We start from the raw sequence: 24,387 nt of genomic DNA on the forward strand, positions 1-24,387 counted from the left end.
TATGGCCCGCATCGTGATGAAGTTCGGCGGCACCTCCGTCGCCGATCTCGACCGTATCCGCAACGTGGCGAACCGTGTGAAGCGGGAGGTCGATGCGGGCAACGAGGTCGCCGTCGTCGTCTCCGCCATGTCCGGCGTCACCAACCAGCTCGTCAGATGGTGCCAGGAGCTCTCGCCCCTGCACGATGCGCGGGAATACGACACCGTGGTCGCGACCGGCGAGCAGGTGACGATTGGGCTGCTCGCCATCGCGCTGCAGACCATCGGCGTCGATGCCCGGTCCTGGCAGGGCTGGCAGGTGCCGATCGTCACCGACGGCGCGCATGGCAAGGCCCGGGTCGAGCGGATCGAGGGCGCGACCCTGATCGAGCGCATGCGGCAGGGCCAGGTGCCGGTCGTCGCCGGCTTCCAGGGCGTCGAGCCGGTCCGCAACCGCGTCACCACGCTCGGCCGCGGCGGCTCCGACCTCTCGGCGGTGGCGCTGGCGGCGGCGGTGAAGGCCGACCGCTGCGACATCTACACCGATGTGGACGGCATCTATACCACCGACCCGCGCATCGTGCCGCGGGCCCGCAAGCTCGAGAAGATCTCCTACGAGGAGATGCTGGAACTCGCCTCGGTGGGTGCCAAGGTGCTGCAGACCCGCTCGGTCGAGCTCGCCATGAAGCAGCGGGTGCGGGTGCAGGTGCTCTCCAGCTTCGAGGACAAGCCAGGTTCCCTGGTGGTTGATGAGGACGAGATCGTGGAACAGCCCATCGTCAGCGGCATTGCCTATTCGCGGGACGACGCCAAGGTGACGCTGCGCCGCGTCCCGGACCGGCCCGGCATCGCCGCCGGCGTCTTCGGCGCGCTGGCCGCAGCCAATTGCAACGTGGACATGATCGTCCAGAACATCGGCGCCGACGGCACCACGGACATGACCTTCACGGTGGGGAAGGCGGACCTGGCCCGCGCGCAGGACGTGCTGGAGAAGGCCCGCGGCGAGCTCGGCTTCGAGGCGCTGGTGGCCGATCCCGACGTCGCCAAGATCAGCGTGGTCGGCGTCGGCATGCGCAGCCATGCGGGTGTGGCGAACACCATGTTCCGGGCGTTGTCGGAGAAGGGCATCAACATCCAGGTCATCTCGACCAGCGAGATCAAGGTGAGCGTCCTGATCGGCGCCGAGTATACCGAGCTCGCGGTGCGCGCCCTGCACACCGCCTATGGCCTCGACGGGCCGGCGGCCTGACCGCGATGGACGCGCTCGCCCCCCGCGCCCCCGCCGCGCTGGCGCTCGACCGGCTGATGGCGCGCGGCGCCGCCTTCTTCGGCTCCCGCTATGCCATCATGGGCGGGGCGATGAGCTGGGTGAGCGAGCGCAACCTGGTCGCGGCCCTCTCCAATGCCGGCGCCTTCGGCGTCATCGCCTGCGGCGCCATGGAGCCGCCGCGGCTGGCCGAGGAGATCGTCGCCACCCAGGCGCTGACCGACCGGCCCTTCGGCGTGAACCTCATCACCATGCATCCGCGGCTCGATCAGCTCGTCGATGCCTGCCTCGCGGCCCGGGTCGGGCATATCGTCTTCGCCGGCGGCATTCCGCCCACCGCCGCCATCAGGAAGGCCAAGGAGGGCGGCGCCAAGGTGGTCTGCTTCGCCCCGGCGCTGGCGCTGGCGAAGAAGCTGGTCCGCTCCGGCGCCGATGCCCTGGTGATCGAGGGCTCCGAGGCCGGCGGCCATATCGGCCCCGTCTCGCTCAACGTGCTGGCACAGGAGATCCTGCCCGTCATGGCGAAGGAGGTCCCGGTCTTCGTCGCCGGCGGCATCGGCCGCGGCGAGGCGATCCTCTCCTATCTCGAGATGGGAGCGGCCGGCGCCCAGCTCGGCACCCGCTTCGTCTGCGCCGAGGAGAGCATCGCGCATCCGAAGTTCAAGCAGGCCTTTCTCCGCGGCGCGGCGCGCGATGCCATGCCGACGCTGCAGCTCGACGAGCGCTTCCCGGTCATCCCGGTCCGCGCCCTGCAGAACGAGGGCACCAAGCGCTTCATGGAGCACCAGGCCAAGGTCCTGGCGCGCTTCCAGGCCGGCGAGGTCGGCAAGGAGGAGGCGCAGCTCGAGATCGAGCATTTCTGGGCCGGCGCGCTGCGCCGCGCCGTCATCGACGGCGATGTCGAGCAGGGCAGCCTGATGGCCGGCCAGAGCGTCGGCATGGTGACCGCGGTGCAGCCCGCGGCGGCGATCATCGCCGAGCTGATCGGCCAGGCGGAGGCGGCGCTGGCGGCCCGGCGGCCGGACGCCGCCGGATGAGGCCGGCGGCATTGCGGCTCGGGGTCCGGGGCGTGACAGTTCGTCGCGGCTTCGTGAATTCGATTTGCCGCAATGCCGCGAGGACGTTACACCTTCGGGCGTGCCTGACGACATGAAGCGCCTGTCCCCTTCCGAGACCGCCGGTGGCGAGCCGGTGCGGCTCGGCGCGGAATTGCGGGATGCGCGCCTGGCCCTTGGGCTCTCGATCGAGGACCTGGCGCAGTCGCTGCGCATCCGGCGGGTCTACCTGGCGGCGCTGGAGGATGGGCGGGCGCGCGACCTGCCCGCCCCGGCCTATGCCGTGGGCTTCGTCCGGAGCTATGCGCGCGCCCTCGGCCTCGACGAGAACGAGGTGGTGCGCCGCTTCCGCGAGGCGAGCGGCCAGATCACGGCGCGCAAGACCGACCTCATCTTCCCCGAGCCGGTGCCGGATCGCGGGGTGCCCGCCGGCGCGGTGATCCTGGTCGGCGCGGTGCTGGCGATCGGCGCCTATGTCGGCTGGTACCAGTGGTCGGCCAGCGGCCCCCGCACGGTGGATGCCGTCCCGCCGCCGCCGCCCGCCATCGAGCAGGCGCTGCGCGAGGGCAGCCCACCCGAGGCCCCGCCCGAACCGCCGCCCCCCGCCTTCGCCCCGCCGCCGCCGAGCCCGACCTCCGCCAGTGCCGCCCAGCCCGTGCCGGCGCGGCCGCAGGGCGCGGGGCCCGCGGTGGCGCCGGCCCTGGTCCTCGCGCCGCCGGCCGTGGCCCCGCCCGCCTCCCCGCCGGCGCCGAACCCGGCCGAGGGTCGCGTGCTGCTGCGCGCCAGGGCCGAGGCCTGGATTCAGGTGCGCGAGCGCAGCGGGCCGGTCCTGGTCAACCGCGTCCTCCGCCCCGGCGAGGCCTGGCAGGTGCCGGCGAAGGAGGGCCTCCTGCTCTCGACCGGCAATGCCGGCGGGCTGGAGGTGCTGGTGGATGGCCAGCCGACGTCCGGCCTCGGCCCCGGCCAGTCCGTGCGGCGCGACCTGGTGATCGATGCCGAGAGGCTGAAGGCCGGCCAGCCCATTCTGCCGGCGGCCGCCCCCGCGCCGCCGCCCCGGCCGGCCCCGCCGCAATAGGGCGGGGCGGGCCGGAGGCGCCCGGGGTGTTGCCCGCCGGTCCTTGGGGCTTTCCGCCGGCGCTGCCATATTGCCCCTCGAGCCGCGTGGCCGGCCCGGCCGCGCCACGCCCCATCCGCCCCCGCCCGAGCCTGGGACCCTGCACCGCATGAGCTATCGCCCCTACCAGCAGATCACCCGGAGAAAGTCCCGACAGATCCGGGTGGGGAAGGTGCTCGTCGGTGGCGACGCGCCGATCACCGTCCAGACCATGACCAATACGCCGACCGAGGACGCGCAGGCGACGATCGCCCAGATCCGCCGCGCCGAACTCGCCGGCGCCGACATCGTGCGGGTGTCCGTCCCGACGCCGGAGAGCACCGCCGCGCTGCACGAGATCGTGCGCGAGGTGAATGTCCCGATCGTGGCCGACATCCATTTCCACTACCGCCGCGCCATCGAGGCGGCGCAGGCGGGTGCGGCCTGCCTGCGCATCAATCCGGGCAATATCGGCTCCAAGGAGCGGGTGAAGGAGGTCGTGAAGGCCGCCCGCGACCATGGCTGCTCCATCCGCATCGGCGTGAATGCCGGCAGCCTGGAGAAGCACCTGCTGGAGAAGTACGGCGAGCCGAACCCGGAGGCGCTGGTCGAGAGCGCGCTCTGGCACGCCGCCCACCTGCAGGACGAGGATTTCCACGAGTTCAAGATCAGCGTGAAGGCGTCCGACGTCTTCCTCGCCGTCGCCGCCTATCAGCAGCTTGCCGAGGCCTGCGACCACCCGCTGCATATCGGCATCACCGAGGCGGGCGGGAAGCGCACCGGCACGGTCAAGAGCGCCATCGGCCTCGGCAACCTGCTCTGGTCCGGCATCGGCGACACGCTGCGCGTCTCGCTCTCCGCGGAGCCGGAGGAGGAGGTGCATGTCGGCTGGGAGATGCTGAAGTCGCTGGGGCTCCGGCACCGCGGCGTGAAGATCATCTCCTGCCCCTCCTGCGCCCGGCAGGGCTTCGACGTGATCAGGACCGTCGCCACGCTGGAGGACCGCCTCGCGCATATCGAGACGCCGCTGACGCTCTCCATCATCGGCTGCGTGGTGAACGGCCCGGGCGAGGCGCTGATGACCGATATCGGCCTGACCGGCGGCGGCGCCGGCCGGCACATGGTCTATGCCGCGGGGAAGACCGACCACACCATCGACGAGGCGGCGATGGTCGACCACCTGGTCGAGTTGGTGGAGAAGAAGGCCGCCGCCATCGAGGCCGAGGAAGCCGCGAGGAAGGCCGCAGCGGCGACCGCCCAGGCCGCGGAATAGGCCGGCGGCGTGAACGGCTTCGGCTTCTCGGCGTTGCTGGTCGGCAGGCTGGGCCGGCATCCCGTGCCGGGGCTGGACGAGGACTTGGCGCGCCGCGATGCGGCGCTGCTGCGGCTCGGCGTGCTGGCCGGGGTGAACCTGGTGCTGTTCCTCGGGCTGACGCTGCTGGCGCGCTGATCCGGCTTGCCCTGGCTGGCCGGGCTCCTTAGGTAATACCTGTTCGTCCGGAGGTATTACCGCCATGGGCATGCCCGTCACGGTGAAGGGCCAGGTCACCATCCCGAAGGCGATTCGCGATCGGCTGGGCCTCACGCCCGGCAGCCGTGTCGCGTTCGACATCGATCCCGATGGCCAGGTTGTCCTCCGTAAGGCCGAAGAGCCTGCTGTCCCGGCCGACGACCCCCTCGACCGCCTGATCGGCTGCGGCACCGCCCTGAAGGGCATGACTACCGACGAGATCATGCAGCTCCTGCGCGGGGACGACGATTCCGACCTGTGACCTGCGTCGATTCCAATGTCCTCCTCGACGTCATCCAGGCCGATCCCGCCTGGGTGGGCTGGTCCAGGGGACAGGTCGCCTCGGCCAGGGCGCGCGGCCCGCTCCTCGTCAATGACGTCGTCTTCGCCGAGATCGCCGTGGGCTTCGAGGATGCGGCGGCGGTGCAGGCCTTCCTGGACGCCGCCCGCATCCAGGTGCAGCGCACCCCGCCGGAGGCGCTGTTCCTCGCCTCCCGAGACCATCTGGCCTATCGCCGCCAGGGCGGCACCCGCAGCGGCGTCCTGCCCGACTTCTTCATCGGCGCCCATGCCGCCGTGGCCGGCCTGCCGCTGATCACCCGCGACCCGCGCCGCTACCGCGCCTATTTCCCGACCCTCCGCCTCATCGCCCCCTGAACCCTTGCCGCCCGCCCCGGACCGGGGCAAACCGCGACCATGGCCCAAGCCCCGCTCCAGCCCGCCCGTGGCACCCATGACCTGATCGGCGCCGAGTTCCGCCGCCATCACCATGTCATCGAGACGGCGCGCCGGATCGCCACCCTCTACGGCTTCGAGGAATGGGCCACCCCGATCTTCGAGGACACCCGCGTCTTCTCCCGCGGGTTGGGCGACACCTCCGACGTCGTCTCGAAGGAGATGTATTCCTTCGAGGACCGCGGCGGCGAGAGCATCACCCTGCGCCCCGAGAATACGGCGGGGGTGTGCCGGGCCCTGGTCACCAACGGCCTCACCCAGTCGAGCCTGCCCCGCAAGGTCTTCTATGCCGGGCCGATGTTCCGCTACGAGCGGCCGCAGAAGGGCCGCTACCGGCAATTCCACCAGATCGGGATCGAGGTGCTGGGTGCGGCCGAGCCGCTGGCCGATGCGGAAGTCATCGGCTGCGGCTGGCACATCCAGCAGGAACTCGGCATCGACGAGGGCACGGTGCTGGAGATCAACACCCTCGGCGACGCCGCCAGCCGCGACGCCTACCGCGCCGCGCTGATCGCCTATTTCACCGAGCACAAGGACGCCCTCTCCGAGGACAGCCGGGCGCGCCTCGAGAAGAACCCCTTGCGCATCGTCGACAGCAAGGATCCGAAGGACAAGGCGCTGGTCGCCGCGGCACCGACCATCCACGACCACCTCACGAAGGAGGCCGCCGGGTTCTACGCCGCGGTGAAGCGCCATCTGGAGGCCTTCGGGGTGCCCTTCCGGGAGAACCCGCGGATCGTGCGCGGCCTCGACTACTACAGCCACACCGCCTTCGAGTTCGTCACCGACCGCCTCGGCGCCCAGGGCACCGTCATGGGCGGCGGCCGCTACAACGGCCTGGTCGAGGAGATGGGCGGCCCGCCCACCCCCTCGGTCGGCTGGGCCGCGGGCGTCGAGCGCCTCTCCCTGCTGCTGGAGGCGGCCGACCTCACCCCGCCTGCGCCGCGCCCGGTCGCCGTCATCCCGGTCGGCGACAAGGCGGAGGCGGCGGCGATCGGCGTGCTGCAATCCCTGCGCGAGGCGGGCGTGGTCGCCGAGATCGCCTACAAGGGCAATACCAAGCGCCGCATGGAGCGCGCCAACAAGGTCAATGCCGGCGCCGCCGTCATCCTCGGCGAGGAGGAGCTGGCCGAGGGCATGGCCGTGGTGAAGAACCTCGATGCCGGCAGCCAGGAGCGCGTGGAACTGCCCGACCTGCTGCGCGCGCTCGCCGAGACCGGCGTGGTCGAGAGCGCGGCGCATGCCATGCTGAACACCATCCTCGAGGAGGAGCTGGGCGGCGCGCTCGAGGACGAGGACCTCGATATCGACGACGACCTGGACGAGACGGACGGACGGTGAGGCTTTCCGAGAAACTCGACCGTGTCCTGACGCGGGCCGACGAGCTGAAGCACCTGCTCTCGACCGCCGACGGCGCGCAGTTCGGCACCCTGTCGAAGGAACTGTCGGAGCTCGAGCCGCTGGTCGACAAGGTGCAGGCGCTGCGCGCCGCGGAGCGCGCCCGCGACGAGGCGGAGGCCATGCTGGCCGATCCCGAGCTGCGGGAACTCGCTGAGGACGAGTACCTCGCGCAGAAGGAGGCCGTGCCGCGGCTCGAGCGCGAGGTGCGGCTGATGCTGCTGCCGAAGGATGCGGCGGACGAGCGCAGCGCCATCCTCGAGATCCGCCCCGCCGCCGGCGGCGACGAGGCGGCGCTCTTCGCCGCCGAGCTCTTCCGGGCCTACCAGCGCTATGCCGAGGCGCGGCGCTGGCGCTTCGAGGTCATGGACTACGACGAGAGCGACCTCGGCGGCGTGAAGGGCGCGGTGGCCGAGATCCAGGGCAGGGGCGTCTTCGCCCGGCTGAAATACGAGAGCGGCGTGCACCGCGTGCAGCGCGTGCCCGCGACGGAAACCCAGGGGCGCATCCACACCTCGACTGTCACGGTGGCCGTGCTGCCGGAGGCCGAGGAGGTGGATGTGCAGATCAACGAGGGCGACCTCAGGATCGACACCTACCGCGCCTCCGGCGCCGGCGGGCAGCACGTGAACAAGACGGACAGCGCCGTCCGCATCACCCACCTGCCCACCGGCGTCGTGGTGGCGATGCAGGAGGAGAAGTCGCAGCACAAGAACCGCGCCAAGGCGATGAAGATCCTGCGCGCCCGGCTCTACGAGGCCGAGCGGAGCCGCCTCGCCGCGACGCGCGCCGCCGACCGCAAGGGCCAGGTCGGCACCGGCGACCGCAGCGAGCGCATCCGCACCTACAACTTCCCGCAGGGGCGCGTGACCGACCACCGCATCGGCCTGACCCTGCACAAGATCGACCGCGTCATGCTAGGCGAGTTCGACGACATCGTCGACGCGCTGACGGCCGAGGACGAGGCGGCGCGGCTGGCCGCGGAAGGGGAGTGAGCGGCGGGCCCGATCGCGGCAGCGCATGCGCCGACCCCGCCGGCACGGTCGGCTTCTTCCTCTGCCGCGCCGGGCAGCATCTCCGCGCCGCCGCCATCGAGTCGCCCCGCCTCGAAGCCCGCCTGCTGCTCGCCCATGCCATGGGCTGCCGGCAGGAGGACCTGCTGCGCGACCCGCGCGCGCCCGTCCCGCCCGCGGCCGCCGCGGGCTTTGCCGACCTGCTGCGCCGCCGCCTCGACCACGTCCCGGTCGCGCAATTGCTGGGGGTGCAGGAGTTCTGGTCGCTCCCCTTCGCCGTCTCGCCGGCGACCCTGATCCCCCGCGCGGATACCGAGACGCTGGTCGAGGCGGCGCTGGACGCCCTCCCGGACCGTGCCGCGGTCCGCCGCATCCTCGACCTCGGCACCGGCACGGGCTGCCTGCTGCTGGCGGCGCTGACCGAGTTCCCGGCCGCGACCGGCCTCGGCCTCGACCGCGTGCCTGATGCCGCGGCGCTGGCGCGGGACAATGCCCGGCGCCTCGGTCTCGCGGGCCGCGCCGCCTTCGCCGTTGCCGACTGGGCGGCGCCCGTCGCCGGCCGATTCGACCTCGTCCTCTCCAACCCACCCTATATCGAGCGCGCCGCCATCCCCGGCCTGATGCCGGAGGTGGCGCGGCACGAGCCCGCCTCGGCGCTCGACGGGGGCAAGGACGGGCTCGAGGCCTACCGGGCCATCATCGCCGACCTGCCGCGCCTACTCGCCCCGGGCGGGCGGGCCGTGCTGGAACTCGGCCAGGGGCAGCAGCCGGCGGTCGCGGCGATCGCCGCGGCGGGTAGGCTCCGGCCGCTGCTCTGCCGCGCCGACCTCGGCGGGGTCCCCCGCGCCCTGGTGCTGGCGGCGGCCTGAGGGCCGCCCGCATCCTCCCCGTAGCGTGAGGGCAGCATCCTGAAAAAAAGCGTTTGGCGCCCCGGCCCGGTAAGGCTAGCTTGCAACAGGCCCTCGCGGGCGGACGGGCGCGGCCCGCCGCCGAGGCGCGCGGGTTCGTGCAGCGGATGGGCGGTGGACCCCAGGTTGGGGACCTCGCGCCGGCCGCGACGCCAATGGACGACATTTGCCGCCACCGCCTTGCGCGCCCGGGAGTCCGGGGCGGACGGGGACGGCCCACCTGCGAGACGGCAGACGCAATACCGATGAACATGAAACGCATGCGCGGCCGCAACCACCGGCATGGTGGGGGCGGTGGGGGTGGCGGCGGCGGGGGCGGCGGGCAGTTCCGCCAGTCCGGCCACCAGCCGATGAACCGCAACCATGTCTTCGACTCGAACGGTCCGGACATGCGGCTGCGGGGCACCGCCCAGCAGCTCTTCGAGAAGTACCTTCAGCTCGGCCGCGACGCGACCGGCTCCGGCGACCGGGTGATGGCCGAGAGCTACTTCCAGCACGCCGAGCACTATTTCCGCATCCTCAACGCCATGAACCAGGCGCAGCAGCAGCGCGAGGCCGGCCAGCAGGGCCACCAGCGCCGCTTCCAGTCGAATGCCGACCAGGACGCCGGCGGCGAGGCGAATGGCGCCGAGGCCCCCGAGATCAACGGCCAGGTCAATGGCCATGCCTTGGACGGCGAGCCGGAGTATGACGGCCCGCAGCCGGAGACGCGCGAGCCGGTCTGAGCCGCGTCGGGCCTCGCCCTGGACGGCCGCGGTGCCGTCCGACGCAGGGGCCGCACCGCTCCCGCCGGCGGGACGCCCGCGCCCCGTGGATGACCGCGCCGTCGCCCGGCCGCCACGGCGCCCTCCGCCCGCCATTGCGCAGCGTGACGCCACGTTGACAGCCCGGCCGGCGCGCCGCAGGCTCCCGCGCATGTTCCAAGGGGGGCCCCGCATGGGGCTGAGATACGGCTAAGGCGCCGTGACCCTTTGAACCTGATCCGGGTCATGCCGGCGTAGGGAGAGGAACGGCCCGGGCGATGACCCCATGGGGGGAATCGTCCCCCCGCGCAGCAATGGGTTCCCGGATCTCCCGCCTGTGGAGGAGATCCCGATGCCAGACACCATCACCCCCGACATCCCGCAGGTGACGACCGGGCCGCTCCCGGCCTCCCGCAAGGTGCATGTCCCCGGCACGCTGCACCCCGACCTGCGCGTGGCGATGCGCGAGATCGCGGTCGGCGGCGGCGAGCCGCCGCTGCGCGTCTACGACCCCTCCGGCCCCTATACCGATCCCGAGACGCGCACCGATATCCGCGCCGGCCTGCCCGACCTGCGCCGCGCCTGGATCGAAGCGCGCGGCGATGTCGAGGCCTATGACGGCCGCGAGCCGCAGCCGGAGGACGACGGGCTGAAGGCGGGCGAGGCGCGGCGCGTGCCGGTCTTCGACCGCGCCGGCCGCCGCCCGCTGCGGGCGAAGCCGGGCGCCGCGCCGACGCAGATGGCCTATGCCCGGGCGGGCATCGTCACGCCCGAGATGGAATACGTGGCGATCCGCGAGAATCTCGGCCGCGAGAGGCTGTGCGAGGCCGCGGCCCGCGACGGCGAGAGCTTCGGCGCCGCCATCCCCGACTACGTTACGCCCGAGTTCGTCCGCGACGAGATCGCCCGCGGCCGCGCCATCATCCCGAACAACATCAACCACCCGGAATCCGAGCCGATGGCGATCGGCCGGAACTTCCTGGTCAAGATCAACGCCAATATCGGCAATTCGGCGGTCTGGTCCTCGGTCGGCGAGGAGGTGGACAAGCTGGTCTGGGCGATCCGCTGGGGCGCCGACACGGTGATGGACCTCTCTACGGGCCGGAACATCCACACCACGCGGGAATGGATCATCCGCAACAGCCCCGTGCCCATCGGCACCGTGCCGATCTACCAGGCGCTGGAGAAGGTCGGCGGCAAGGCCGAGGAGCTGACCTGGGAGATCTTCCGGGACACGCTGATCGAGCAGGCGGAGCAGGGGGTCGACTACTTCACGATCCATGCCGGTGTCCGGCTGCCCTATATCCCGCTGACCGCCAAGCGCGTCACCGGCATCGTCTCCCGCGGCGGCTCGATCATGGCGAAGTGGTGCCTGGCGCATCACCGCGAGAGCTTCCTCTACGAGCGCTTCGACGAGATCTGCGAGATCATGCGGGCCTATGACGTCGCCTTCTCGCTGGGCGACGGCCTCAGGCCGGGCTCCATCGCCGATGCCAACGACGCGGCGCAGTTCGCCGAGCTCGAGACGCTGGGCGAGCTGACGCAGATCGCCTGGAAGCGTGACGTGCAGGTGATGATCGAGGGCCCCGGCCATGTGCCGATGCACAAGATCAAGGAGAACATGGACAAGCAGCTCCGCGAATGCGGGGAGGCGCCCTTCTACACGCTCGGGCCGCTCACGACCGACATCGCACCGGGCTACGACCACATCACCTCCGGCATCGGCGCGGCGATGATCGGCTGGTTCGGCACGGCGATGCTCTGCTACGTCACGCCGAAGGAGCATCTGGGCCTGCCCGACCGGGACGACGTGAAGACGGGCGTGATCACCTACAAGATCGCGGCGCATGCGGCGGATCTGGCGAAGGGGCACCCGGCGGCGAAGCTCAGGGACGATGCGCTGTCCCGGGCGCGCTTCGAGTTCCGCTGGCGGGACCAGTTCAACCTCTCCCTCGACCCCGAGACGGCGGAGAAATTCCACGACCAGACCCTGCCGGCGGAGGGCGCGAAGCTGGCGCATTTCTGCTCCATGTGCGGGCCCAAGTTCTGCTCGATGAAGATCAGCCAGGACATCCGTGCGGCGGCGGAGAAGGGCATGGAGGAGATGAGCGAGCGCTTCCGCAACGAGGGCGGCGCGATCTACGCGGCGCCGCGTCCGGCGGCGGAATAGCCGCCGGAAGGCCGCGCTGGGGTCTGCCTCCGGCGCGGCGGGCGCGCGTGCGCATGGTGACGACCGGCTGCGGCATGCCCGGCCGCCGCGGCCCGGCGCCGGGCGCGCAGGCCTGGCGCGGCGGCTGCGGGCAGGCTTCCTGCTGGCCGGCTTGACGTGCGCCTCGCCGCCGGGCGCCAGCGGCGCGACGGCAGCGGCCTGTCCAGGCCCGTCGCGGACCAAGCAATCGCGATCAGCGGCCCGGCCCCACATCCTTGTGCCCCCTCCGCCTTGTCCGATAGGTCGGGTGGCCCGGGTCTCGAGGCGCGGGCGGGGAAGCGCCAATCATGCGGATCGGCTTCATCGTCGTCTTCGGCGTGGTCCGGGCCCTCATCCAGGCGCCGTCCCCTTGGACCGTCCTGCTGCCGGCCTGCGGGCGGCGAGCGGACGGGGGCCACGCGCCCTGGGAATGCTGCCGGAGGGACGGCAGGACGCCGTCGGTCCCGGGGCCGAGGGTTCCGGATCGGGCCTGGCTGCGCCCCGGGCATTGCCTGGCGCTCTGCGGTTTTCTCGCCGTCATCGGCGCCGGCCCGGGCGGCGGGCGCGAGGCAGCGGGGCAGGGCGCTGTCGGGTGGGCGATCCTCCGCTTGGCCGCGCTGGTGGCTCCGGCTGCCCAGGCCGCGGAACCTGCGTCGCCGGCGCCCGCCGCCGGCACCAATTCCGCCCCGCCGCCCCCGGCGGAAGCGGCCGGACGGGGGCCGGAGACCCGGCTTCTCGACAGGTACACGGACGAGGTCCGCGCCATGTTCGGCCAGCCCCCGATCCCGAGGGAGCAGCCCACCCCGAGGCAGGCGCCCCGGCCGGCCGCCGCCGAGGACCGCGTCGTTCCACGCATCGCGGCCAATATCCGCAGCGGCCCGAGCGACACCGGGACGATCCTGCGGACCGCCCAGCCGGGCGTGGAATTGCGGGTCCATGGCCGGCAGGGCGGTTGGGTGCAGGTCGGGGACGACGCGCCCTGGGGATGGATCCATTCCAGCCTGCTGCGGCCCGCGTCGCGCTGAGCGGTCCCTCTCCGGGACCGGACAGCCATGTCCTTGACGTCCGGCCGGCCGGCAGTTTAAGAAGATATTCCTATGATCTTTGACAGCCGCATCCGTCCCGGCTTCTCGCTGGCCTCTGCGCGCAGCGGCATGCCCCTGCCTTGCCGGCGCCACAATTCACCCGGGGGCTTTGTCCGAATCCCGCACGCCGCACCCCGTAAAATCCCAAAACTCCCGGGGTCCAGGGGCCTTAAGCCCCTGGCGGGGAGTGCAGAGGGGCGGAGCCCCTCTGCCATAGGGCAGCGCCCCCGCCGCTACGGCTGCATATGGCTCCCGCCGCTGACCGTCATGTTCTCGCCGGTGATGTAGACGGCGCCGTTCGAGAGCAGGAAGCAGATCAGCGGCGCCACCTCCTGCGGCTCGGCGTAGCGGGCCAGCGGGATGCGGGCCATGGTCTGCTCGGCGAATTTCTCGCTGCGGATCACCTCCGTCATCGGCGTCACGACAGTGCCGAAGCCCACCGAGTTGCAGCGGATGCCGTAGCGCGCCCATTCCCGCGCGCCGGTCATGGTCATCCCGAAGAGGCCCGCCTTGGCCGCGGAGTAGTTCACCTGCCCGATGGAGCCGCGCTTGCCGGCGGTCGAGCTGATGTTGACGATGGCGCCCGTGGTGCCGGCGGGCTGCGGCATGTCGGCCTTGGCGCGGTCGATCATGTGCCGCCCGACCGCCTGCATCATCAGGTAGCAGCCGGTCAGGTTCACGTCGATCACCGCCTGCCACTGCTGCATGGTCATCTTGGCGAACATGGCCGGGCGGGTGATGCCGGCATTGTTGACCAGGCCATGCACCGCGCCGAACTTCGCCACCGCCTGGGCGACGCAGGACTCGCCGAAGCCCTCCTCGGCGACATTGCCCTGCACGGCCAGCGTCCGCGCCGGGTCCATGCCGCCGGCGGCCGCGGCCAGCGTCTCCGGGTTGCGCTCCACCAGCACCACATTGCCGTCGAGGCCCAGCACCAGCTCGCTGATGGCCTTGCCGATGCCCTGGCCGGCGCCGGTGACGATGATGGTGCGGCCCGTCAGGGCCATCGGGTTCTGCATCCTGTTTCCTCCCGCCTCGTTGGGTCGAAGGGCGCCAGTCTGCCCGCCTCGCGGCGGCAGGGCCAGACGCGGCGGCGCCTTGCCGCTGCCCCCGTTCCGCCCGAAACCGCGCCGACACTCGTCCCGTGGAGACCCCGATGCCCGCCCCGAAAGCCGCCGTCTTCGATGCCTATGGCACGCTGCTGGACGTGCATGCCGCGGTCGGCCGCCATGCCGCGCGTCTCGGGGAGAAGGCGCAGCCCGTCTCCGCCCTGTGGCGCGCCAAGCAGATCGAGTGGAGCTGGATCCTCTCCGCGACCGGCGCCTACGAGCCCTTCTGGGCGCTGACGGAGAAGGCGCTCGACCATGCGCTGGCGGTGCATGGCGCGGCCGAGCCGGCGTTGCGGGCGGACCTGCTCGCGGCCTACCGCGAGCTGGACGCCTACCCGGAGGCCGCGCCGATGCTCTCGGCGCTCGGGGCCCGGGGGATCCGGACCGCGATCCTCTCCAACGGCTCGCCGGAGATGCTGGCGAGCTCCGTCGCGGCTGGCGGGCTCGGGCCGTTGCTCGACGACGTGCTCTCGGTCCATCCGCTGCGCTGCTTCAAGCCTGACCCGCGGGTCTATGCCCTGGTGCCGGCGCGCTTCGCCTGCCAGCCGCACGAGGTGGCCTTCGTCTCCTCCAATCCCTGGGACGCCTATGGCGCGCAGCGCTTCGGCTTCCGGGTCTTCTGGGTGAACCGCTCGGGCGGGCCGGCGGAATACTGGCTCGACCAGACCGCGACGATCCTGCCGGACCTTGCCGGCCTGCCGGAGCGCCTGGCGTGACGCCTGCCGCCCGCCTCGCCGCCGCGATCGACCTGCTGGCGGCGCTGGAGGCGCAGCCCCGGCGGCCGGCGGATGCCATCGCCAACGACTTCTTCCGCGCCCGCCGCTACATCGGCGGCGGCGACCGCCGTGCCATCTCCGACCGCGCCTGGGGCGTGGTGCGGCAGCGGCAGCGGCTGGACTGGTGGCTGGCCCAGGTGCAGTGCCGCCCGACCCCGCGCATGCTGGTCGTGGCCGAGCTGCTGCTGGCCGAAGGGATGGACCTCCCCGCCGTGCTGCAGGCCTTCCCCGGCGGGCAATACGCGCCGGAGCCGCTGAGCGTGCCGGAGGAGAAGCTGCTCCGCGCCCTGGCCAAGGCACGCGGCCAGGCGCAGGGGGTGGAGGGCCTGGTCCATCCGGCCATGCCGGAGGGGGTGCGGCTGAACCTGCCGGACTGGGTTATCCCCGGCTTCCGCGCCCGCTTCGGCGACCGCCTGGCCGAGGAAGCCGCGGCCATGGAGCAGCCCGCGCCGCTCGACCTCCGCGCCAACCTGCTCAAGACCTCGCGCGAGGCCGCCGCTGCGGCGCTGGCCGCCGAGGGCTTCGAGACCGAGCCGACCCGCTGGTCGCCCTGGGGGCTCCGCCTGCCCGGCCGCAAGCCGGTGACCGCCACCGCCGCCTTCACCGAGGGGCTGATCGAGGTGCAGGACGAGGGCAGCCAGCTCATCGCCCTGCTGACCGATGCCCGGCCGGGCCTGCGCGTCGCCGATCTCTGCGCCGGCGCCGGCGGCAAGACGCTGGCTCTCGCGGCCGCCATGCGGAACAAGGGGCGGCTCACCGCCTGCGACGTCTCCGCGCCGCGGCTGGAGGGCGCGGTGCGGCGCCTGCGCCGCGCCGGGGTGGACAATGCCGAGCGGCACCTCCTCATCCCCGGCGACCGCTGGGCCAAGCGGCGCGCCGGGCAGTTCGACCGGGTGCTGGTGGATGCCCCCTGCACGGGCACCGGCACCTGGCGGCGCAACCCGGACGCACGGCTGCGCACCGGTTGCGCCGACCTGCGCGAATTGGCTGCCAAGCAACGTGAAATTCTGGATATCGCCGCGGAACTGGTGCGCTCCGGCGGAGGTCTGGTCTACGCTACCTGCTCCTTGCTGCCCGAGGAGGATGAGGACCAGGTCTCGGCCTTCCTCGGCCGCCACCCGGATTTCGCCCCGCTCCCGCTGGCCGAGGCGTGGAGCGCGGCGGGACTGCCCGGGGAACCGCCGGCCGAGGGGCCGTACCTGGTCACCAGCCCCGCGCGGCACGGCACGGACGGCTTCTTCGCCGCCATTCTGCAACGACGGTCCGGGGGATAGCGGGCCGAAAAGGGAAGGGAAGCGTGCAGCATGATCTGCATCCGCCGTGCCCGCCCGGCCGATGCCGCCGCGATCGGCGCCGTGCATGTGGCGACCTGGCGCTCGGCCTATGCCGGCGTGCTGCCCGAGCGCTACCTCAGCGACCTGTCCCCGATCCGGCACGCCATCGGCTATGAGCAGGCGATCGTCGACCGCCGCCACGGCCATGCCGTCTTCGTCGCCGTCGCCTCCGGCCCCGATGCGCCGCCGGACCGCCCGCCGCAGGAAGGCGGGGTGGTGGTCGGCTTCGTCTCGGGCGGCCGCGCCCGGCGGGATTGGCTGGCCCAGGGGGAGGTGGAGACGCTCTACCTGCTGGACGACTACCGCGACCGCGGCGTCGGCCGGCGGCTCATGCGGGCGATGGCGGCGCATCTGGCCGCGGTCGGCTGCCGCTCGGCCATGCTCTGGGTGCTCAGCGACAACCCGACCCGCTGGTTCTACCAGCGCCTCGGCGGCAGGCCCGCGGCGCGGGAGGTGATCCGCTTCGCCGGCCAGATGATGGAGCAGATGGCCTTCGTCTGGGACCCGATCGAGACGCTGCTGGCCGCGACGGCGCCGGCGCCGGAAGGCTAGCGGGCGACCGCGGCGCGCCTGCTGTGCGTTCCGGCATAACCGACTCCACCGCTCGGGACTAGACTCCCTCCCGGAACAACCCGGGGAGGACGGTGGTGCCCGCCGAAAGCCTGAAACCGGCCCTGCGTGCCGCCCTGCGCGCGCATGAGATCGGGAAGCAGAGCCCCTATCGCCTGTTCTTCGCCGCCAAGGGGAAGAGCGGCGCGAGCTTCGGCTTCATGCAGGGCGACCTCGCGGCCGGCCAGGCGCGCGCGCAGGCGACCTTCCGGCAGGCGATGGCCAGGGCCGGCCTCCCCTCGGCGGTCATCGACAGCCTCGTCCGGCGGCTTTCGGTCCCGCTGATCACCAATCCGCTCGACAAGGCGGAGACCGAGATGGTGAACGCGGCCCTGCTCGCCGGCCGCGACCTCGTCGATGCCATGGACGAGGACATCCTGCAGGAGGTCTACGACCGGCTGGACACCTGCCTCTCCAAGGCCCGGGCGGCCGGCCGCAGCATCGACCCGGAGGCGCAGGTCTACATCGCCCTCTGGATCAACATGACAGGCACGCCGACCAAGCTCCTGGCCTGGCTGGCGGGGCAGGATCCCGGCCTGATGACGCCGGTGCCGCAGCCGGGGACGGTCGTCGATCGCGACGCCATCCGCGCCTATCTCAAGGCGACCAACTACTTCAGCGAGAATCCGAAGAACTTCGCCCATATGGAGGAGAGCGTGGCGGCCGGCACCGCGCTGCTCGGCGGCGACTCGCTGGCGCCCGCGGCGGCGGTCGTGGCCCCCTTCGCCGCCGCGGCGGCGGCGGGCGCCTGCTACACCTATGAGCAGGCGACCGGCCGCCTCCTCCTGACCGAAGGCGGGCAGAACGACCTGATCGCCACGGGCTATTCCGGCTCGGAGGAGCATGGCGGCAAGAACAACCCGAAGGCGCAATGCCTGCAGGATGTCGGGCCGCTGCCGCGCGGCAGCTACACCATCGGCGCGCCCCGCCCGGGACCGAGCCCCTTCAGCCTGCCGCTGACGCCGGACCCGGCCAACGACATGTGCGGCCGCAGCGCCTTCCTGATCCATGGCGATTCGATCGCCCGGCCGGGCACCGCCTCGCATGGCTGCATCATCCTGGACCGCGCGGCGCGCGAGCGGATCGCCGCCAGCGGGATCGACCGGCTGGTGGTGGTGGATCGCCTGGCCTGATCCCGCATGGCGGGCCCGCGGGCGCGACGCTTGCGGCCCGCCACCGGCTATGCTGCAAGGCGCCATGAACGCGCCCGCCACCGACACGCCCGCGGCCGCCCCGACCCCGGCCGGCCATGACCGCATCCTGATCCTCGACTTCGGCAGCCAGGTCACGCAGCTCATTGCGCGCCGGCTGCGGGAGAGCGGGGTCTATTGCGAGGTCTGGCCCTTCACCGCGACCGAGGACCGCATCCGCGCCTTCGCGCCCAGGGGCATCATCCTCTCGGGCGGCCCGGCCAGCGTGACCGAGGGCGCCTCGCCCCGCGCGCCGGACTATGTCTTCGCCTCCGGCCTGCCCGTGCTTGGCATCTGCTACGGCCAGCAGACCCTGGCGACGCAGCTTGGCGGCACGGTGGAGGGTGGCCATCCCGCCGAGTTCGGCCGCGCCCATGTGGAGGTGACCGGCGAATGCGCCATCACCCAGGGCATCTGGGCCAAGGGCGCGCGCGAGCAGGTCTGGATGTCGCATGGCGACCGCATCACCCGGCTGCCGGCCGGCTTCCGGGTGGTGGCGAGCAGCGAGGGCGCGCCCTTCGCGCTCATCGCCGACGATGCGCGGCACTACTACGGCACCATGTTCCATCCCGAGGTGGTGCACACCCCGCATGGCGGCGCGCTGCTGAAGAACTTCACCCACCTCGTCTGCGGCTGCCGCGGCGACTGGACCATGGGCGCCTTCCGCGCCGAGGCCATCGCCCGCATCCGCGCCCAGGTCGGCACGGGCCGCGTGGTCTGCGGCCTCTCGGGCGGCGTCGATTCCAGCGTGGCGGCAGTCCTGATCCATGAGGCGATCGGCGACCAGCTCACCTGCATCTATGTCGACCACGGGCTGATGCGGGCGAACGAGTCGGAGCAGGTGGTCGGCACCTTCCGCGACCGCTTCAACATCCGGCTGATCCATCGCGACGCCTCCGACCTCTTCCTCGGCCAGCTCTCGGGCGTCTCCGACCCGGAGGTGAAGCGCAAGACCATCGGCCGGCTCTTCATCGAGGTCTTCGAGGAGGAGCAGGTCAGGCTCGGCGGCGCCGACTTCCTGGCGCAGGGCACGCTCTACCCGGACGTGATCGAGAGCGTCTCGGCGACCGGCGGTCCCTCCGTCACGATCAAGAGCCACCACAATGTCGGCGGCCTGCCGAGCCACATGCGCATGAAGCTGGTCGAGCCGCTGCGCGACCTCTTCAAGGACGAGGTGCGCGAACTCGGCCGCGAGCTCGGCATCCCCGAGGCGATCGTCGGCCGGCATCCCTTCCCGGGGCCGGGCCTCGCCATCCGCATCCCCGGCGAGGTGACGCGGGAGAAGGCCGACCTGCTGCGCAAGGTCGATACCATCTTCCTCGAGGAGATCCGCGCCGCCGGGCTCTACGACGCGATCTGGCAGGCCTTCGCCGTGCTGCTGCCGGTGCGCACCGTGGGCGTCATGGGCGATGGCCGGACCTATGACCAGGCCTGCGCGCTGCGCGCGGTGACGAGCACCGATGGCATGACTGCCGATGTCTATCCCTTCGACATGGGCTTCCTCACCCGCGTCGCCGGCCGCATCGTCAACGAGGTGCGCGGCATCAACCGCGTCACTTACGACATTACCAGCAAGCCGCCTGGCACCATCGAGTGGGAGTGAGGGCGCGTGGCCGTCACCATCCACGGCATCAAGGCCTGCGACACCATGAAGAAGGCGCGCGCCTGGCTGGACGTCGCCGGCATCGACTACGCCTTCCACGACTACAAGGCGCAGGGCATCGAGGAGGCGGTGCTCCGCCGCTGGGCCGCGCAGGTCGGCTGGGAGGCGCTGCTGAACCGCGCCGGCACCACCTTCCGCAAGCTGCCCGAATCGGCGTGCGAGGGGCTGGACGAGGCGAGGGCGATCGCCCTGATGCTGGCGCAGCCCTCCATGATCAAGCGGCCGGTGCTGGAGGTGGACGGCGCCTTGCTGGTCGGCTTCCGGCCGGAGATCTACGCTGAGCGCTTCGGCCGCTGATCAGGCGTCGATCGCGCCCCAGCCGAATTTCAGCAGCGGCAGCGCATCGACGGCGAACTCGGCGATGACCTCGGGCAGGTCGGCGCGTACCACCGCAGCCTCCGGCAGCGCGCGCCGCACCGTGAGCGATCGGCAGCGCAGGGCCTCCCGCAGCACCGGCTCCTCCACCGCCTCGTAGCCGCGTGGCGGGCGCTTCAGCGCCTCCTCGTCCGGCGAGAGCGCCAGGCCCTTCGCCGCCAATGCCGCCAGCATGCGCCTGAATGCCGCGGGCCTGTCCGCGATCGCGTGGCGGATGGCGTCCAGCGCCCTGGGCTCCGGCCGCCAGAAGCCGGCCGCGGTGAAGCAGCCCAGCGGGTCGATATGGATGTAGAGCAGGCCGGGGCTCAGCCGGCCGCCGTCGCGCGTCAGCGTCGCGCCGCAATGCGTCTTGTAGGGCTGCTTGTCCCTCGAGAAGCGGACGTCGCGGTGGATGCGGAAGATGGCCCGTTGCGGGTCGCCGCGCAGCGGGATGCGCCGGCGCGCCAGCGCCTCCGCCACCGCGGCCACCAGCGAGGCCATGGGCTCGCGCACCTCCGCCTCGTGGATGTCCCGGTTCGCCTGGAACCACTCGCGCGTCTGCTCCCGCGCCAGGTCGCGCAGGAAGGCAAAGGCGGCCGGCGCGAATCCTGCGAAGGGGGGTGGGGGAGGGACCATCTCCGCTGCCGCGCCGCGCATGCGCCAGGCCTCCCGATGGTGAAGCGGGCGCAACAATTAGCGCGTGCTGCGGCCGGCTGTCCAGGACCGCCGGCCGGGGTGCGGCAGGAGCCGCCGCACCCCGGACCCGGCCGAGGCATCACGCCCAGACGGCATCCGTACCGTGCCACGACCAGGCGCCGTGCCTGCCCTGCCACGACCAGGACGGCGCGGACCAATTGCTTGCGTCGGCATCGATGCTGTCGTTGATCGTGTCCTGCGGGGCAGCCGTGTCCTCGCCGGACGCGGGTGCGACGGTCGCGGTCTCCGCGCCATCCGCACTCGTCTGGTCCGCCGCGGCCGGAGTCTCCGCGTCGAGGCTGAAGCGCGTCGCATCCTCCGTGCCGGTTGGCGGCTCGGAACGGTCCAGGCTGGCGGCCTCGGTCCCGGCGCTGCCCTGCTCGACCGTCTCGGCTGCCACGCCGGCGCCGCCTGAGGCGTGGTAGGAAACCTCGTAGACCGTGATCGCGGTGTTCGGGTTGGTGTTCATGATGCTGATGGTCATGTTCACGCCGCCATGGTCGTAGTCGCGGGCGACGTGGTCGGTGAAGCTGCCCCAGCTCCGGCCATCGACATAGAAGGTGACGCTGCCCGGCTCCCAATCGAGCGAATAGGTATGCACCCGGGATTCGTCGATGCCGTCGTAGTATTGGGATGCATAGGCATCGCGGCCGTTCCCGCCCTGCCAGTGCAGGGTGCCGTAGGGAATGCCACCGACGATCTCGATGAGGTCCATCTCCGGGCCCGGCCAGACATCGTCGCCCGGCCAGAGCAGGCCCGCGGATCCCTGCACATTGCCGTCGAGCTTGGCGACGATCGTGTAGGTGCCATAGCCATGCCCGGCCGCGGCGCCCCAGGGCCTCTCCATGATGCCGCTGACGCCGCTGACCGTGACCTGCCCCGGGATGCTGGTATCGATGCCGCTGCCCCAACGGTTGGTCAGCGCGCCTATGCCGGAATCGAAGCTTTCGAAGAAATCGCTGCTCATGGAACGGTCTCCTGTTGTGGGCAGCCCGGAACGAGGGCGTCGCGACCGATCCCGTGCCCTTGCACGCAAGCGCCCACGTCCCGGGGGCCATGCGGCCCCGGTCCCCCGATCCTGCCCAGGCGCGCCAGCGAAAGCGCCAGCGGCCATCCCCGTTACCAATTCGGTGTCGAACCGCGCAAGGATTGAATAAAATATACATTTCTGTTCCAAAAATGTGAGGATGGTACGACATGGGAGCCGCGTGCCGGAATTCCGTGGCACGGCCGGTGCAGGGCTTCCGCCCGTGTCGTACCGGCCGCAGCCGCGACGGCACCTGCAGGGAAGAGGGAGAAGAACGTGATGCAGCATCTGGCCGGACGCGCCGCCCTGGCGCTCCTCGGACTGGCGGCCTCCGCCATGGCGGCGCTGGCGCAGCCCGCACCCGATACCATCGGCGCCATCCGCGCCCGCGGGCAGCTCGTCTGCGGCGTCTCGATCAATGCGGTCGGCTTCGCGCTGCCGGACGCGCGCGGCAACTATACCGGGCTCGACGTCGATACCTGCCGCGCGGTCGCCGCCGCGATCCTCGGCGATGCGGGCAAGGTGAAATTCGTCCCCACCACCTCCCAGGTGCGCTTCACCGCGCTGCAATCGGGCGAGGTAGACATGCTGGCCCGCAACACGACCTGGACCCTGGGACGGGAGGCGCAGCTCGGCCTCGCCTTCGCCTCGGTCAATTTCTACGACGGCCAGGGCTTCATGGTGAAGCAGTCGCTCGGCGTGAAGAGCGCGAAGGAGCTGGACGGCGCCACGGTCTGCGTGCAGCCCGGCACGACGACGGAGCTGAACCTCGCGGATTTCTTCCGCGCCAACCGGATGCGCCTGACGCCTGTCGTGATCGAGCAGCCCGAGGAGATCCGCCAGGCCTTCCGCAGCGGCCGCTGCGACGCCTATACCAACGATGCCTCCTCGCTCGCCTCCTTCCGCGCGGCCGAGGGCCGGGAGGGCGAGCAGTATCTCCTGCTGCCCGAGATCATCTCGAAGGAACCGCTCGGCGCGGTGGTGCGCAAGGGCGACTGGCGCTTCTTCGACGTGGTGCGCTGGAGCCACTTCGCCATGGTGACGGCGGAGGAGCACGGCATCACCAGCCGCAACATCGACGGCTTCATGGCCAGCACCAATCCGGACATCCAGCGCCTGCTCGGCAAATCCGGCGATTTCGGCAAGGCGATGGGGCTCGAGAACGACTGGGCGGTGAAGATCATCCGCCAGGTCGGCAATTTCGGCGAGATCTGGGAGCGGAACATCACGCCCATGGGCGTGCCGCGCGGCATCAACGAGCTCTGGACCAGGGGCGGCCTGCAATACGCCCCGCCGATCCGCTGAGCGCCTGCCGGCGCCCATCGGGCCGGCGCGCGGCAGGCGGCGGTCGCCATCGCCGGGCTTGAGGGTGCATGCTGTGCCCCGACCTGCCGGCAAGGCCGGGCCGCCTGCCCGGCCTTGCCGCAGGCACGCAACCGGGCCGCCGTTCCGGCGCGAGGGGCGCATCATGCACTGGTCCTTTCCCATCCTCGTGGTGCGCGGCACGGTCGTCCGCATCCACCTGACCTTCCTGCTCTTCCTCCTCTGGATCGGCTGGGCGAATTACCGCCAGGGCGGGCCGCAGGCCGCGACGGAGAGCGTGGTCTTCCTGCTGCTGCTCTTCCTCTGCGTGCTGCTGCACGAGTTCGGCCATGTCTTCGCCGCCCGGCGCTACGGCGTGCAGACGCCCGACATCACCCTGCTGCCGATCGGCGGCGTGGCGCGGCTGGAACGCATCCCGGAGAAACCCTCGGAGGAGCTGGTCGTGGCGCTCGCCGGGCCGGCGGTGAACGTGGTGATCGCGGCGCTGCTCTTCCTGGCGATCGGCGGCCTGCCTTCGGAGGCGGCGACGGAGCTGCAGGACCCTCGCACCGGCATCCTGGAGCGGCTGGCGACGGTCAATGTCTTCCTGGTGCTGTTCAACCTGATCCCCGCCTTCCCGATGGATGGCGGGCGGGTGCTGCGGGCGCTGCTGGCCTGGCGCATGGGCTATGCCCGGGCGACGGCGACCGCGGCGGCGGTGGGACAGGCGGTCGCCTTCGGGCTCGGCATCCTCGGCCTCTTCGGCAGCCCGATGCTGCTCTTCATCGCCGTCTTCGTCTGGCTCGGCGCCGCCGGCGAGAGCCAGGCGGTGCAGCAGCGGGAGGGCATGCGCGGCCTCTCGGTCGCCGAGGCCATGGTGACGCGCTTCGACCGGCTCCCGCCGGGGAGTGTCGTGCAGGACGCGGTGCGCGGCCTGATCCGCACCACGCAGCACGAGTTCCCGGTGGTGGCGGAGGACGGCAGGCTGCTCGGCGTGCTGACGCGCGACTGCCTGCTGCGCGCCCTGCACGACCATGGCGGCGATTGGCCGGTGACGGAGGCCATGCGCACCGACATCCCCGTGGTGCCGCAGCGCCAGCCGCTGGAGGAGGCGATGCGCGAGATGCAGGCGCGCGGCCTGCCGGTGCTGGGCGTGGCGGACGAGCTGGGCCGGCTGGTCGGGCTGCTGACGCCCGAGAACATCGGCGAGATGATGCTGGTCCGCGCCGCCCAGCCCGCGGGCGCCGAGGCCTGGCCCGAGGGCGGCCGCCGCAATCCCTGGGGCACGCGGCCGGTGGCTTGACGCCGGCGGCAGGGCGGGCAGCCTTGGCGCCTTCTGCGGAGTTCCCCGTG

24 protein-coding genes and 1 riboswitch are annotated in these 24,387 nt (G+C 71.9%); of the genes, 21 read left to right on the forward strand and 3 right to left on the reverse strand.

Annotation, left to right across the window (positions count from 1 at the left end; all coding sequences use genetic code 11):
• The first annotated feature begins 1 nt into the window (after position 1).
• The 13 genes from Q7A36_RS20415 (at position 2) to Q7A36_RS20475 (ending at position 12,914) form a co-directional block, all read left to right on the forward strand.
• Positions 2 to 1,228: an aspartate kinase gene (locus Q7A36_RS20415; protein ID WP_305105586.1), complete on the forward strand. Its 1,227-nt coding sequence runs from the start codon at positions 2 to 4 to the stop codon at positions 1,226 to 1,228.
• A gap of 5 nt (positions 1,229 to 1,233) precedes the next feature.
• Positions 1,234 to 2,283, forward strand: a complete 1,050-nt coding sequence (locus Q7A36_RS20420) for an NAD(P)H-dependent flavin oxidoreductase (RefSeq protein ID WP_305105587.1) — start codon at positions 1,234 to 1,236, stop codon at positions 2,281 to 2,283.
• Between the two features lie 112 nt (positions 2,284 to 2,395).
• Positions 2,396 to 3,376 (forward strand): helix-turn-helix domain-containing protein, encoded by a 981-nt coding sequence (locus Q7A36_RS20425; RefSeq protein ID WP_305105588.1) that lies wholly within the window; start codon positions 2,396 to 2,398, stop codon positions 3,374 to 3,376.
• A 148-nt stretch (positions 3,377 to 3,524) separates the two neighbouring features.
• Entirely contained in the window at positions 3,525 to 4,667 is a 1,143-nt protein-coding gene (gene ispG, locus Q7A36_RS20430; protein WP_305105589.1) for a flavodoxin-dependent (E)-4-hydroxy-3-methylbut-2-enyl-diphosphate synthase, read from the forward strand.
• Positions 4,668 to 4,676: 9 nt separating this feature from the next.
• Complete coding sequence (locus tag Q7A36_RS20435; RefSeq protein ID WP_305105590.1) at positions 4,677 to 4,844, forward strand: hypothetical protein; 168 nt, start codon at positions 4,677 to 4,679, stop codon at positions 4,842 to 4,844.
• Between the two features lie 64 nt (positions 4,845 to 4,908).
• The gene (locus Q7A36_RS20440; RefSeq protein WP_305105591.1) at positions 4,909 to 5,166 is read left to right on the forward strand and encodes an AbrB/MazE/SpoVT family DNA-binding domain-containing protein; all 258 of its coding nucleotides are present in this window, start codon (positions 4,909 to 4,911) and stop codon (positions 5,164 to 5,166) included.
• Positions 5,163 to 5,561: a type II toxin-antitoxin system VapC family toxin gene (locus tag Q7A36_RS20445; RefSeq protein WP_305105592.1), complete on the forward strand. Its 399-nt coding sequence runs from the start codon at positions 5,163 to 5,165 to the stop codon at positions 5,559 to 5,561. Before Q7A36_RS20440 ends, Q7A36_RS20445 begins: the two co-directional genes overlap by 4 nt.
• A 39-nt stretch (positions 5,562 to 5,600) precedes the next feature.
• Positions 5,601 to 6,980 (forward strand): histidine--tRNA ligase, encoded by a 1,380-nt coding sequence (gene hisS / locus Q7A36_RS20450; protein WP_305105593.1) that lies wholly within the window; start codon positions 5,601 to 5,603, stop codon positions 6,978 to 6,980.
• Positions 6,977 to 8,032 carry a peptide chain release factor 1 gene (prfA, locus tag Q7A36_RS20455; protein ID WP_305105594.1) on the forward strand — a complete coding sequence of 352 codons (1,056 nt, stop codon included), beginning with the start codon at positions 6,977 to 6,979 and terminating at the stop codon, positions 8,030 to 8,032. The genes hisS and prfA overlap by 4 nt, the downstream gene beginning before the upstream one ends.
• Positions 8,029 to 8,919 carry a peptide chain release factor N(5)-glutamine methyltransferase gene (gene prmC, locus Q7A36_RS20460; protein WP_305105595.1) on the forward strand — a complete coding sequence of 297 codons (891 nt, stop codon included), beginning with the start codon at positions 8,029 to 8,031 and terminating at the stop codon, positions 8,917 to 8,919. The genes prfA and prmC overlap by 4 nt, the downstream gene beginning before the upstream one ends.
• Positions 8,920 to 9,203: 284 nt before the next feature.
• Positions 9,204 to 9,683: a DUF4167 domain-containing protein gene (locus tag Q7A36_RS20465; protein WP_305105596.1), complete on the forward strand. Its 480-nt coding sequence runs from the start codon at positions 9,204 to 9,206 to the stop codon at positions 9,681 to 9,683.
• 188 nt (positions 9,684 to 9,871) lie between these two features.
• A riboswitch (TPP riboswitch) is annotated at positions 9,872 to 9,980 on the forward strand.
• Between the two features lie 73 nt (positions 9,981 to 10,053).
• Complete coding sequence (thiC, locus tag Q7A36_RS20470; protein ID WP_305105597.1) at positions 10,054 to 11,871, forward strand: phosphomethylpyrimidine synthase ThiC; 1,818 nt, start codon at positions 10,054 to 10,056, stop codon at positions 11,869 to 11,871.
• A gap of 326 nt (positions 11,872 to 12,197) precedes the next feature.
• Positions 12,198 to 12,914 carry an SH3 domain-containing protein gene (locus Q7A36_RS20475; RefSeq protein ID WP_305105598.1) on the forward strand — a complete coding sequence of 239 codons (717 nt, stop codon included), beginning with the start codon at positions 12,198 to 12,200 and terminating at the stop codon, positions 12,912 to 12,914.
• 293 nt (positions 12,915 to 13,207) lie between these two features.
• Here Q7A36_RS20475 and Q7A36_RS20480 read toward each other — a convergent pair whose 3' ends face one another.
• The gene (locus Q7A36_RS20480) at positions 13,208 to 13,993 is read right to left on the reverse strand and encodes an SDR family NAD(P)-dependent oxidoreductase (RefSeq protein WP_305105599.1); all 786 of its coding nucleotides are present in this window, start codon (positions 13,991 to 13,993) and stop codon (positions 13,208 to 13,210) included.
• Between the two features lie 137 nt (positions 13,994 to 14,130).
• Between Q7A36_RS20480 and Q7A36_RS20485 the strand changes: the two genes are divergently transcribed.
• The 6 genes from Q7A36_RS20485 (at position 14,131) to Q7A36_RS20510 (ending at position 19,952) form a co-directional block, all read left to right on the forward strand.
• Positions 14,131 to 14,799, forward strand: coding sequence for a haloacid dehalogenase type II (locus Q7A36_RS20485; protein ID WP_305105600.1), 669 nt, complete (start codon positions 14,131 to 14,133; stop codon positions 14,797 to 14,799).
• Positions 14,796 to 16,133, forward strand: coding sequence for an RsmB/NOP family class I SAM-dependent RNA methyltransferase (locus Q7A36_RS20490; protein WP_305105601.1), 1,338 nt, complete (start codon positions 14,796 to 14,798; stop codon positions 16,131 to 16,133). Before Q7A36_RS20485 ends, Q7A36_RS20490 begins: the two co-directional genes overlap by 4 nt.
• A 30-nt stretch (positions 16,134 to 16,163) precedes the next feature.
• Positions 16,164 to 16,745 carry a GNAT family N-acetyltransferase gene (locus Q7A36_RS20495; RefSeq protein ID WP_305105602.1) on the forward strand — a complete coding sequence of 194 codons (582 nt, stop codon included), beginning with the start codon at positions 16,164 to 16,166 and terminating at the stop codon, positions 16,743 to 16,745.
• Positions 16,746 to 16,840: 95 nt separating this feature from the next.
• Positions 16,841 to 17,935 (forward strand): tlde1 domain-containing protein, encoded by a 1,095-nt coding sequence (locus Q7A36_RS20500; protein ID WP_305105603.1) that lies wholly within the window; start codon positions 16,841 to 16,843, stop codon positions 17,933 to 17,935.
• A gap of 64 nt (positions 17,936 to 17,999) precedes the next feature.
• Positions 18,000 to 19,595: a glutamine-hydrolyzing GMP synthase gene (gene guaA, locus Q7A36_RS20505; RefSeq protein ID WP_305105604.1), complete on the forward strand. Its 1,596-nt coding sequence runs from the start codon at positions 18,000 to 18,002 to the stop codon at positions 19,593 to 19,595.
• Between the two features lie 6 nt (positions 19,596 to 19,601).
• Complete coding sequence (locus tag Q7A36_RS20510) at positions 19,602 to 19,952, forward strand: ArsC family reductase (RefSeq protein WP_305105605.1); 351 nt, start codon at positions 19,602 to 19,604, stop codon at positions 19,950 to 19,952.
• On the opposite strand, the gene Q7A36_RS20515 is transcribed toward Q7A36_RS20510, so the two are convergent.
• Positions 19,953 to 20,666: a DUF2461 domain-containing protein gene (locus Q7A36_RS20515; protein ID WP_305105606.1), complete on the reverse strand. Its 714-nt coding sequence runs from the start codon at positions 20,664 to 20,666 to the stop codon at positions 19,953 to 19,955.
• 118 nt (positions 20,667 to 20,784) lie between these two features.
• Positions 20,785 to 21,672: a family 16 glycosylhydrolase gene (locus Q7A36_RS20520; protein ID WP_305105607.1), complete on the reverse strand. Its 888-nt coding sequence runs from the start codon at positions 21,670 to 21,672 to the stop codon at positions 20,785 to 20,787.
• Positions 21,673 to 22,011: 339 nt separating this feature from the next.
• Here Q7A36_RS20520 and Q7A36_RS20525 point away from each other — a divergent pair, with 339 nt between their 5' ends.
• Both Q7A36_RS20525 and Q7A36_RS20530 read left to right on the forward strand, forming a co-directional pair.
• Positions 22,012 to 23,037, forward strand: a complete 1,026-nt coding sequence (locus tag Q7A36_RS20525) for an amino acid ABC transporter substrate-binding protein (protein ID WP_305105608.1) — start codon at positions 22,012 to 22,014, stop codon at positions 23,035 to 23,037.
• A gap of 163 nt (positions 23,038 to 23,200) precedes the next feature.
• Complete coding sequence (locus tag Q7A36_RS20530; protein ID WP_305105609.1) at positions 23,201 to 24,337, forward strand: site-2 protease family protein; 1,137 nt, start codon at positions 23,201 to 23,203, stop codon at positions 24,335 to 24,337.
• Positions 24,338 to 24,387: the final 50 nt, after the last annotated feature.

It is taken from the genome of Paracraurococcus lichenis (genome assembly GCF_030657435.1).
Classification (GTDB): Bacteria; Pseudomonadota; Alphaproteobacteria; order Acetobacterales; family Acetobacteraceae; genus Paracraurococcus; species Paracraurococcus lichenis.

Coding starts and splice junctions, on each gene's coding strand:
- Q7A36_RS20415 (WP_305105586.1), top strand. CDS start 2: ATGGCCCGCATCGTGATGAAGTTCGGCGGCACCTCCGTCGCCGATCTC.
- Q7A36_RS20420 (WP_305105587.1), top strand. CDS start 1,234: ATGGACGCGCTCGCCCCCCGCGCCCCCGCCGCGCTGGCGCTCGACCGG.
- Q7A36_RS20425 (WP_305105588.1), top strand. CDS start 2,396: ATGAAGCGCCTGTCCCCTTCCGAGACCGCCGGTGGCGAGCCGGTGCGG.
- ispG (WP_305105589.1), top strand. CDS start 3,525: ATGAGCTATCGCCCCTACCAGCAGATCACCCGGAGAAAGTCCCGACAG.
- Q7A36_RS20440 (WP_305105591.1), top strand. CDS start 4,909: ATGGGCATGCCCGTCACGGTGAAGGGCCAGGTCACCATCCCGAAGGCG.
- hisS (WP_305105593.1), top strand. CDS start 5,601: ATGGCCCAAGCCCCGCTCCAGCCCGCCCGTGGCACCCATGACCTGATC.
- Q7A36_RS20465 (WP_305105596.1), top strand. CDS start 9,204: ATGAACATGAAACGCATGCGCGGCCGCAACCACCGGCATGGTGGGGGC.
- thiC (WP_305105597.1), top strand. CDS start 10,054: ATGCCAGACACCATCACCCCCGACATCCCGCAGGTGACGACCGGGCCG.
- Q7A36_RS20475 (WP_305105598.1), top strand. CDS start 12,198: ATGCGGATCGGCTTCATCGTCGTCTTCGGCGTGGTCCGGGCCCTCATC.
- Q7A36_RS20480 (WP_305105599.1), bottom strand. CDS start 13,993: ATGCAGAACCCGATGGCCCTGACGGGCCGCACCATCATCGTCACCGGC.
- Q7A36_RS20485 (WP_305105600.1), top strand. CDS start 14,131: ATGCCCGCCCCGAAAGCCGCCGTCTTCGATGCCTATGGCACGCTGCTG.
- Q7A36_RS20495 (WP_305105602.1), top strand. CDS start 16,164: ATGATCTGCATCCGCCGTGCCCGCCCGGCCGATGCCGCCGCGATCGGC.
- guaA (WP_305105604.1), top strand. CDS start 18,000: ATGAACGCGCCCGCCACCGACACGCCCGCGGCCGCCCCGACCCCGGCC.
- Q7A36_RS20515 (WP_305105606.1), bottom strand. CDS start 20,666: ATGCGCGGCGCGGCAGCGGAGATGGTCCCTCCCCCACCCCCCTTCGCA.
- Q7A36_RS20520 (WP_305105607.1), bottom strand. CDS start 21,672: ATGAGCAGCGATTTCTTCGAAAGCTTCGATTCCGGCATAGGCGCGCTG.
- Q7A36_RS20525 (WP_305105608.1), top strand. CDS start 22,012: ATGCAGCATCTGGCCGGACGCGCCGCCCTGGCGCTCCTCGGACTGGCG.
- Q7A36_RS20530 (WP_305105609.1), top strand. CDS start 23,201: ATGCACTGGTCCTTTCCCATCCTCGTGGTGCGCGGCACGGTCGTCCGC.